We start from the raw sequence: 8,732 nt of genomic DNA, 5'->3' as shown, positions 1-8,732 counted from the left end.
TTACTTTCAAACGGTAATTTAATTGAGCAGGGTAAGATAAAGAATCGTCCTTTTGCTGTATGGGAAGATCCGTTCCCAAAGCCAAGCTATCTGTTCGCACTTGTTGCAGGTACCTTTGATATTGTTGAGGATACATTCAAGACAAAATCAGGCCGTAATGTTGATTTGAAACTTTATGTAGACAGAGGTGCTGCACTTAGAGGTCAGTTTGCAATGCAGTGCATCAAGGAGTCTATGAAGTGGGATGAGGACAGATTCAATCTTGAATATGATCTTGATAATTTCAAGGTTGTGGCTGTTGATTTCTTCAACTTCGGTGCGATGGAAAACAAGAGTCTTAATGTTTTCAACTCAGTTTATGTAATGGTTGATCCTGATACTGCAACTGATACTGCTTTTTATAATGTACAAAGCGTAATTGGTCATGAGTATTTCCACAATTATACTGGCGACAGAGTTACATTAAGAGACTGGTTCCAGCTGTCATTAAAAGAAAGTTTAACTGTATTTAGAGATCAGGAATTCAGTTCAGACTGTGCAAACAGAGCTTTGACAAGACTTCATGCAATTAATGTAATTCGCTCTTCACAGTTTGCAGAAGATGCATCTCCTATGGCTCATCCTGTACGTCCAGAACAGGTTATGGAGATGAATAATTTCTATACAGTAACCATCTATGACAAGGGTGCTGAAATCATTCGTATGATTCATACCTTAGTCGGTGAGAAAAAGTTCAAGAAGGCTTTAAGTTACTATCTTGAAAAATATGACGGCCAGGCTGTTACCATCGAAGATTTCCTTGTATGTATGGAAGAAAAGGGTGAAATTGATTTAACTCAGTTTAGAAGATGGTATACACAAGCCGGCACTCCTAATGTTGATGCAAAATGGCATTATGACACTGAAAACTCAAAGCTTGTATTAAAGCTCAGTCAGCATACAAATCCAACTCCTGATCAGAGTGAGAAAGAGCCTTTCTTCATGCCAATAAGAATTTCTTTTCTTGATAAGGATGGCCATGAGGTAAGACCAAAAGAGCTTTCATTTAAGGAATATATTATTCTTAATGAATCAGAGCAGGAATATACCTTTACATTAAGTGAGAATGTTCTGCCTGTTCTGCTTTGTGATTTTTCAGCACCTGTAAAGCTAAATGCTCCATATACAACTGAAAATCTGCAACATATGATGTCATTTAGTGCTGATCCTTTCATTAAGGTTGACAGTGCAGTAAATATGCAAAAGCAGTATGTTCATGAGAATATAAAGAATCTTAAGAATGGTGCTACCATTACTGAGCCAATCGAGCTTATATCATCATACAGACAGCTTTTATCAGCAGTTGATGAAAACACTGATCTGATTTTACTCAATGAAACTATGAAGATTCAGTCTGTTTCTTCATTAATGGAAACTTTTGATTTCATTGAAATCGATCAGTTATCTGCTGTAAGAACAATGTTAGTCAACAAGATTGCCTGTGCCTTACAGAAGGAATTTACAAATCTTTACAGCAAGATAAGAGCATCAAGTGCAAACTATTCTGTTGAGAATATGGGCAAACGCTCTGTAAACAACAGTGCTCTTCATATGATTGTTACTGCACTTTGCTTTAAAAATGAGCACTCAAAGGCATCAGATCTTGTAATGAATCATTATAAGAACAGCAATAATATGACTGATAAGCTTCAGGCTTTAACTGATGCAACTCATTTTGATTTAGCATGTAAGAGTGCTATTCATGAAGATTTTGAGAAGAGCTATTCAAATAATGCACTTGCTTTTGATAATTTCTTCAGAGCAAATGCAACAGTTGAAAGCTACAAGGCAATTGAGAATGTAAAAGCTCTTATGAAGCATCCTTCATATGATGGCAATAATCCAAACCGTGTAAGAGCTTTAGTTGGCGCTCTTGCTCTATCTAATCCTGTTGCTTTAAATGATATTTCAGGTGACGGATACAGACTCTTGTGCTCTGAGGTAAAACGTCTCAATACAATTAATGCAAGTGTAGCTGCAAGAATTCTGACTCCTATGTTAAGTTTTTCACGTTTTGATTCTCAAAGAGAATCTATGATTAGACAGGAGCTAAAGAATCTTATGGCGCTGCCAAATCTTTCTAAATCAATTTACGAAAAGGTTGAGGCTGCACTTAAGGAAAGATAATGTTCGGATACAAAAGCTATAGATTCTCAATGGCTGTTACAAAAGAGCAGCTGTTAAATGTTTATTCGGGAGCTATCAAGCGATTTCGTGTAAGAAGCGTAGAAGGGCTGGTTCTTGATATTGATGCAAAACATTTAAGACAGTTTACAACTGAAGATGGAATCTATGGTATTTTTGAACTTACAACAACATCTGACAACAAGTTTTTGAAAATAACTAAGATAGGGTAACGAAAATGCAGTTTATTCCATACAGCTTATATCCCTTACTGGTAAAACCATTAATCTTCTGCATGGATCCAGAAAAAGCGCACGACACTTTGATTAACTCAGCTGCGCTGATTTCTCAGAAGAATCTGACAAGTATATTCAAACAGGAGGTTGCTAATTCTCCTGTTGAGATTATGGGACTTAAGTTTAAAAATCCTGTAGGTCTTGCAGCAGGTCTTGATAAGAATGCCGAGGCAATAGACTTTTTTGGCTCTTTAGGTTTTGGCTTTATCGAGGTTGGTACTGTAACACCAAAAGCTCAGGATGGTAATGAAAAGCCTAGAATGTTCAGAATCAAGGACGCTGAAGGCATCATTAATAGAATGGGCTTTAACAACAAGGGTGTTGATAATCTTGTTGAGAATCTAAAGACTGCAAACTATGACGGCATTATTGGCGTAAGTATCGGAAAGAACGAGACAACTCCTGTAGAAAACGCTCTTAGTGATTATTTAGAGTGCATGCAGAAGGTCTATCAGTATGCTGACTATATTGCCATTAATGTATCATGCCCTAATACTCCAAATCTTACTAAGCTTCAGGCAAAAGAGCCTTTAATAAATCTGTTAAAGCCATTAAAGGAAGAGCAGAAGACCCTACAAGAGAAATACGACAAGTATGTTCCATTAGTTGTTAAGATTTCACCTGATCTTGATGATGAGGCTTTAGAGAATATCTGCTCTGTATGTATGGAGCTTAAGATGGATGGTATGACATGTACTAATACCACTGTTTCAAGACAGATGGTTCATGCTCTTGATCATGCAAATGAGTGGGGCGGACTGTCAGGACAGCCATTAAGAGATCTTAGCAACAGAGTATTGAAAAAAGTGCATGAACTGACTGAAGGTAAGATGCCATTAATTGGTGTTGGTGGTGTAACTGATGCAGTATCAGCAAGAGAGAAAATTGCTAATGGTGCAAGTCTTGTTCAGCTTTATTCATCATTAATTTACAAAGGTCCAGTCATAATTAAAAAGATTGTAGCTGCTTTATAAGCATAACTGTAAATTAAAACCTTAGTAAATTTTACATCTGACATTTTTAAACTAAAATGTCAGATTTGTTTTTATATATGCACTAAAATATTGCAAACATGTCAAATTTATAAAGAAAGTGTAATGTGGTTCAAATAATATTGACAGTTTGTTAAATATTCATTAAATTGTCATTGTGATGTAGTTAACACTACATATTAAAAATAACGAGGAATATATTATGAAAAAGTCTTTACTAGCATTAGCAGTTGCTTTTGCTGCAACCAGCGCAAGTGCTGTAACTGTATATGATAAGGATAACACTTCATTCGCAGTTGGCGGTCGTGTTCAGTCTGTAGTTTACAATGGTGCATATGATAAAGCTGGTGATCATGATGCAGGTTTAGTTAATTCAGCTCGTTTAAACTTATCAGGTACCACCAAGGTAAATGATTATGTTTCAGTATTCGCATTCTCAGAGTGGAATATGGCTGATGGCAACAAAGCTGCAACTGGCGATTCAATCAATACACGTGATCAGTATGTTGGTGCTGATTTTGGTTCATTTGGTAAGGTATTAGCTGGTAAGGCATTTGATGCTTTATATGCTGTTCAGGCTGCAACCGACGTATTTGAAGATACAGCTTGTGTTGACAACTTAACTTCAGGTGATCGTCGTACCGGTATGTTCCGTTATGTATATGACAACAACGGTTTCTTTGCATCAGCATCATTCAATACTGCATCTGATGATGTTCTATTAATGGGTTCAGATGATAAAGTTGATGTAGAGCAGGGTTATGCAGCATCAGCAGGTTACACCTTTGATAATGTTGTATTCGGACCATTAGCTTTCAAGGGTGGTTTCACCTACGTTGAAGGTCAGGATGATGAGACAGAAAACTACGTTTTCAACGAATTTAAAGAGTTCAAGGGTTCAGCATTCTCTGTAACCTGGGGTTCTTTAGATTCAGGTCTATACTTAGCTGCTTTATACAATACTCACCACAAGACAACTAACAATGACCCTGCTGATGTATACGGTAGCAACGAGCACGTTAAGGGCTATGAGTTAGTAGCAGGCTACACTTTTGACTTTGGTTTAAATGTTTTAGCAGGTTACGAAGTTAGAGATTCTAAGTTCAAGAATGTTAATGGCGTAACTCCATCAAAGGTTGTACGCCGTGTTCCTGTATTAGTTAACTATCAGGTAGCTCCTTCATTCAACATCTGGACTGAAGCTGAGTTCGATGCAAACTCAAATTCATACGCTAATAAAGATGTTGACTATTCTAAGGAAGATAGAGGTACTAAGTTCTCAGTTGGTGCACGTTACACCTTCTAAGATATTTTCTATCTTATAGAATAATAATGACCCCGGCATATGTCGGGGTTTTGTTTTTTTTGACATAAATTTGTTGTGATACAGCTTTAACTTTTTAAACTTAAATTACTTGATCTTCAGTTAATTGGCATAAAATATTATCATCAGTAATTATATATAACTATTGGAAATATTATGAAAAAGTCTCTAGCTCTTGCAGTAAGTTTAGCAACACTTGGAATGGCTGCTAATGCTGCTACAGTATATGATAAGGATGGCACTTCTCTTGCCATTGGCGGTAGAGTACAGGCTGTTGCATATAACGGTCATTACAATTATGCAGGTGAGCATGATGCATCACTTGTTAATTCTGCACGTCTATCAATGTCAGGTAAAACAAAAGTTTTAGATTATCTGTCAGCAATTGCATTCACTGAATGGGATATGGCTGATGGTCATAAGGCTAAAACTGGCGATAAGATTGCTTCTCGTGAGCAGTATGTTGGTGCTGATTTTGGCAAGTTTGGTAAGGTTATTGGCGGTAAGACCTTCGATGTAAACCGTGCTGTTCATGCTGCAACCGATATTTATGAGGATATTGATCTTCAGAATGATTTTGGTTTAAACGGTGATCGTCGCAATGGCATTATCCGTTACGACATTAATAACAGCGGTTTCTTTGGCTCTGTTCATGCTCAGATCGCTTCAGATGAAATCAAGGTATTTGGTAAGAAGTTAGATGTTGAAAGTGGCTACGGCGCAGCAGCAGGTTACACCTTTGACAATGTATGCTTTGGTCCATTATCAGTTAAGGCTGGCTATTCTTACTTAAAGGGCCAGGATGATGATGTAAAAGGCAGAGATGAATTTGATTTTGCTGATGCAAAGCATACTGTAGCATCTGTAGCATGGGGATTACCAACAACTGGTTTATATCTAGCAGGCTCTGCATACAGATATGACTCTGAATTTAATAAGCTTTCTGCAACTGCACTTAAAGAGCAGGTGTTAAAAGGCTATGAGCTTGTTGTAGGTTATAGCTTCGATAGTGGCGTTGCTCTTATCGCAGGTTACAATCACATGCAGGCAACAATCAACAAATATAACGGTAAAGAAGAAGAGTATACCTTCAAGCGTGTTCCATTACAGGTACGTTACGCATTCAACAGTAACTTCAAGGTATGGACCGAAGCTGAGTTCGATGCTGGCTCAGATGATAAGAGAACCTCAATTAACCCAATAGACGGTAAGGATAAGTTAAATCGAGGCACTCAGTTATCAGCTGGTGCAAGATATACCTTCTAATAAGAAATTCTTTTAAACAAAGTCGTAAAACCTGGAGGAGTGATCTTTCAGGTTTTATTTTTGGTCAGATGAATAGATTAATTCATTATCAGTCTCAAGAAAGGCAGAAGGCATCAAAAAAGCTCCATTAATTGCTGGCATATTAATAGTCTTCCATTTAAGAGTAAATTCAGGGAGCTCCTGTCTGATAGCATCGTAGATTAGGGTAGTACAGTACATTCTTTTATCACTGTTGCTCATACTGTCAGATACAAGATAGAATTTCTGACCAATTTTCTGTTTTGCGTTTAGTGCTATTTTTTCTCTTACATTAACTGGTATGTTTTTTAATCTTATGATCCTTACAGAGTATGCAAGATCAAAAGAAATGAATTCATCAAGAGTTGTCTCACTTACAGCTTCATTAGTTTCTTCATCATTTGAAGCATGAGTTACTAAAATTCCATCTCCAACAGATGTGATAATGCCAATATGACTAAACTTACTGTCAGATAACTGCGAAATAATCTGACTTTGAACGGAAGTTCCCTCTCTTAATACAAGATCACCAATCTTAATTTTTTCAGTTATGGCAGTATCAAGTTCTCTTGGTCTTATATTTTCAGGATCTGATTTTTGGAAAGTAAAAATAATTTCTGCAAGAAAAAGCACGAACAGAAAGCAAAACAGATATGTGTAGAGTATTTTGATTTTCATATTCTGATATGAATCAGTAAAAAATTCTTGTTAAAGGTCATATATGACCTTCCTGTCACAAGTCTCGAGAATCACGTAACCAATGTTCAGAGCGCACTTTAACTTCGGTCTAGCATCGAGTTTGTCAGTCTGCAAATAAATAATAAGATTGCATTAGTATTTTATGACAAGAATAGAGGATCAAGAGCCTCTATTAAATGAAATGTTTATAAGAAATAGTTATAGATTTGGAATAACCTTCCAGTCTTCTTCAACCTTAACAACGGTTAATGTAACCTTTTCATTAGTTGCGTTGTTGAACTTTTTCTTATAGTTGATCTGTACAGTTACCTTTGCAGTATCCTGAGCCTCATTTAATTCAGACTTAAGAACCTCAACGCTCTTAACACCACCTGCTTTTGCTTCCATATCTTTAGCAACTTCTGGTAAGAAAGCATTTAGTTTTTCTTCAGCTTTCTTGCGCTGTTCCTTTTCAGAACGTTTATCCTTGATATAGATAGTATCAAGAACAGTATCTGTATCAGCTTGAAAAACAGCTTCCATATAGGTAACAGCAACCTTTTCATATGGTTTTGAATCAGAGCATGCTGCAATAGTAAATACAGAAAGTACTAAAGTAACTACAGAAAAAAGATTTAATAGACGTTTTAACATAATTAACTCCTTAAAGAATATAAATTCATTTTACTCCATGAAACATTAAAAAAAAATTGCTCTATGTCAGTAAATAAGTAATTTATGCATAATAACTAATAAAAAGCTAAATAATCAAAAATATAATAGAAAGCGAAAAGAGCAGTAATGAAAAGTAATAATGGTAAAAATTGCTGTTAAGTAATATTCATTACATTTGAAAATGCCTTGATATGTGATCCAGAGATCACGATTTAATAAATTTGGGCTATTTTTAGTTTATTTTTTGAAAAACTTAATATAAAATGAAAATAGATTACAATAATTTCAAAAACACTATAAAAAGGCAGCAAATACAAATGATTATAAATCCATCTCACAACTGTACCTGGTCGTACAACAATGGCAAACTGGTAATCAATCTTACAACAGATGATGGCGAAAGCTACCAGTTAGATACTAACTACAGAGTTGATGATTTAGATGTAAGGCCTGAAAACAACGAGCCTTTTTGTGTATTTGATGCAAATTTGTTAACAGAATACCAAGACGGTATCTCAAAGCTAATAAGCGATGAAGGTACAGTTCTTTCAATCGGACTTAGAGCAGTAGCATGTATGCGTTTTGCAAGAGTCGGTTGCCCTTATTCAAAAATCTTTACTCCTGTGTCAAGCAGACAGATTGTTCCAAGCAAAGGAATGTTTGTGAATATCTATTCAAAAAACGGTAATTACGGCCACTGCATTGTTCTTGATGAAAAGGATGCAGATGGACTTGTAAGATTAATGCTGCTTAGCGAAGAGCTTGAAGTAATGGAGAACAGAGGATTTTCAAACGGAATGATGATTAGAGTCGCACCTGAATATGTTTGCAGGTACGAAGAGCACATGCTCAAATATGCATAAAAGTTTTCTCCTAATTTGCTGTAGTTCTTAACGTTAGTTAAGACCATTCTCTCCCTCTGGGACGCTCCATCTCAGAGGGATTTTTTTTATCTTGAGTAAATACAATCCTTAAGCATTAACACCACATTCTAAAGCGTTTTAATTAGCAGAAAAGTTATTGATGAATATAGAGTAGTAAACTGACCTAAAAAGACGCATGAGTGCATTTTTGCTATAGAGTAGCACTGATACAATAAAAGGCCACAAAGTGACCTTTTATTGTTTATTTGCTGTCGATCATTAAGATCCATTCTCGACCATTTACTGGTCTTTTTTTTTATAAAACCCTTTTCTTTAAAAAATAACTCAATAGAGTAGAAAGTCCTTATGTTGTCTGATTGAATGTAATAAATAAGCCATATTACATTTTTAAGTTAAAGAGGATCAGTCTTTAGATGTTATTCTAAAGAAAATGTTC

Annotated in this window: 8 protein-coding genes; 6 read left to right on the top strand and 2 right to left on the bottom strand. The window is 35.9% G+C overall.

The window, feature by feature from the left end:
• The 5 genes from pepN to ACJML3_RS09495 form a co-directional block, all read left to right on the top strand.
• The coding region (pepN, locus tag ACJML3_RS09515) for an aminopeptidase N (protein ID WP_406022697.1) at positions 1-2,166 on the top strand (2,166 nt) is incomplete at its 5' end.
• Positions 2,166-2,396: a DUF2835 family protein gene (locus ACJML3_RS09510; protein ID WP_406022695.1), complete on the top strand. Its 231-nt coding sequence runs from the start codon at positions 2,166-2,168 to the stop codon at positions 2,394-2,396. The genes pepN and ACJML3_RS09510, both read left to right, overlap by 1 nt.
• A gap of 5 nt (positions 2,397-2,401) precedes the next feature.
• Positions 2,402-3,433, top strand: coding sequence for a quinone-dependent dihydroorotate dehydrogenase (pyrD, locus tag ACJML3_RS09505; RefSeq protein ID WP_406022693.1), 1,032 nt, complete (start codon positions 2,402-2,404; stop codon positions 3,431-3,433).
• Between the two features lie 220 nt (positions 3,434-3,653).
• Positions 3,654-4,757 carry a porin gene (locus tag ACJML3_RS09500; RefSeq protein ID WP_406022692.1) on the top strand — a complete coding sequence of 368 codons (1,104 nt, stop codon included), beginning with the start codon at positions 3,654-3,656 and terminating at the stop codon, positions 4,755-4,757.
• 174 nt (positions 4,758-4,931) lie between these two features.
• A complete protein-coding gene (locus ACJML3_RS09495; protein WP_406022690.1) occupies positions 4,932-6,041 on the top strand; it encodes a porin in 1,110 nt (369 codons plus the stop codon).
• A 54-nt stretch (positions 6,042-6,095) separates the two neighbouring features.
• Here ACJML3_RS09495 and ACJML3_RS09490 read toward each other — a convergent pair whose 3' ends face one another.
• Entirely contained in the window at positions 6,096-6,692 is a 597-nt protein-coding gene (locus ACJML3_RS09490) for a YiiX/YebB-like N1pC/P60 family cysteine hydrolase (protein ID WP_406022688.1), read from the bottom strand.
• A 264-nt stretch (positions 6,693-6,956) separates the two neighbouring features.
• On the bottom strand, positions 6,957-7,391 hold the full coding sequence (locus ACJML3_RS09485; RefSeq protein ID WP_406022687.1) for a DUF4878 domain-containing protein: 435 nt from the start codon (positions 7,389-7,391) through the stop codon (positions 6,957-6,959).
• A 338-nt stretch (positions 7,392-7,729) separates the two neighbouring features.
• Between ACJML3_RS09485 and ACJML3_RS09480 the strand changes: the two genes are divergently transcribed.
• Positions 7,730-8,275, top strand: coding sequence for a hypothetical protein (locus ACJML3_RS09480; protein WP_406022685.1), 546 nt, complete (start codon positions 7,730-7,732; stop codon positions 8,273-8,275).
• Positions 8,276-8,732: the final 457 nt, after the last annotated feature.

It is taken from the genome of Succinivibrio sp. (assembly GCF_045124615.1).
GTDB lineage: Bacteria > Pseudomonadota > Gammaproteobacteria > Enterobacterales > Succinivibrionaceae > Succinivibrio > Succinivibrio faecicola.
The sequence above is the reverse complement of the archived record's forward strand: the minus strand, read 5'-3'. Positions and strand labels throughout refer to the sequence as shown.

What these genes read in the sequence shown, in the direction of transcription:
- ACJML3_RS09500 (WP_406022692.1), top strand. Translation starts at nt 3,654, where the DNA reads ATGAAAAAGTCTTTACTAGCATTAGCAGTTGCTTTTGCTGCAACCAGC.
- pyrD (WP_406022693.1), top strand. Translation starts at nt 2,402, where the DNA reads ATGCAGTTTATTCCATACAGCTTATATCCCTTACTGGTAAAACCATTA.
- ACJML3_RS09485 (WP_406022687.1), bottom strand. Translation starts at nt 7,391, where the DNA reads ATGTTAAAACGTCTATTAAATCTTTTTTCTGTAGTTACTTTAGTACTT.
- ACJML3_RS09495 (WP_406022690.1), top strand. Translation starts at nt 4,932, where the DNA reads ATGAAAAAGTCTCTAGCTCTTGCAGTAAGTTTAGCAACACTTGGAATG.
- ACJML3_RS09480 (WP_406022685.1), top strand. Translation starts at nt 7,730, where the DNA reads ATGATTATAAATCCATCTCACAACTGTACCTGGTCGTACAACAATGGC.
- ACJML3_RS09510 (WP_406022695.1), top strand. Translation starts at nt 2,166, where the DNA reads ATGTTCGGATACAAAAGCTATAGATTCTCAATGGCTGTTACAAAAGAG.